Here is a 1,130-nt window from a genome sequence, read left to right as displayed (position 1 = left end):
CCTTCCGCATCCTGAAGATGGACAAGCGTCGCGGCAACATCGTCGTCTCCCGCCGGTCCGTGCTTGAGGACACGCTCGCCGAGCAGCGCTCCGAGCTCGTTGCCAAGCTGAAGGAAGGCCAGGTCGTCGACGGCGTGGTCAAGAACATCACCGAATACGGTGCCTTCGTCGATCTCGGCGGCATCGACGGCCTCCTGCATGTCACCGACATGGCATGGCGGCGCGTCAATCACCCCTCCGAGATCCTGGCGATCGGCGAGACGGTGAAGGTGCAGATCATCCGCATCAACCCGGAGACCTTCCGCATCTCGCTCGGCATGAAGCAGCTCGAGGCGGATCCCTGGGAAGGCATCGAGGTGAAGTATCCGGTCAACGCCAAGTTCACCGGCCGCGTCACCAACATCACCGATTACGGCGCCTTCGTGGAGCTGGAGCCGGGCATCGAAGGCCTGATCCACGTCTCCGAGATGAGCTGGACCAAGAAGAACGTCCATCCGGGCAAGATCGTCTCCACCTCTCAGGAGGTCGAGGTGATGGTGCTCGAGGTCGATCCTCAGAAGCGTCGCATCTCGCTCGGCCTCAAGCAGGCCATGGGCAATCCTTGGGAAGAGTTCGCCGACAACCATCCGGTTGGCACGCTCGTCGAAGGCGAAGTCAAGAACAAGACCGAGTTCGGCCTGTTCCTCGGCCTCGACAACGACGTCGACGGCATGGTGCACCTCTCCGACCTCTCCTGGGACCGCCAGGGCGAAGAGGCGATGGAGGAGTACAAGAAGGGCGAGATGGTCAAGGCCGTCGTCCTGGAAGTCGACGTCGACAAGGAGCGCATCTCGCTCGGCATCAAGCAGGTCGAGGGCGATCCGTTCGCCGAGGCCGTCGAGGGCATCCGCAAGGGCGCCATCGTCACCGGCGAGATCGTCGAGGTGAAGGATTCCGGTATCGAGGTGAAGATCGCCGATACCGAGATGACCGCCTTCATCCGCCGCGCCGAGCTGGCGCGTGACCGTTCCGAGCAGCGCCCCGAGCGCTTTGCCGCCGGCGAGAAGGTCGATGCCCGCGTCACCAACATCGACAAGAAGGCGCGCCGTATCGCGCTGTCGATCAAGGCGCTGGAGATCGCCGAAGAGAAG

Annotated in this window: 1 protein-coding gene; it reads left to right on the top strand. The window is 63.2% G+C overall.

Translation table 11 applies throughout. From position 1 onward, the window contains the following. Window positions 1-1,130: 30S ribosomal protein S1 (locus L0F51_RS19850; RefSeq protein WP_234630885.1), on the top strand; the 1,130-nt coding region annotated here is incomplete at both ends.

The sequence above is a fragment of the Afifella sp. H1R genome (assembly GCF_021462425.1).
GTDB classification, from domain to species: Bacteria; Pseudomonadota; Alphaproteobacteria; order Rhizobiales; family Afifellaceae; genus Afifella; species Afifella aestuarii.
This window is presented reverse-complemented; position numbering and strand designations above follow the sequence as displayed.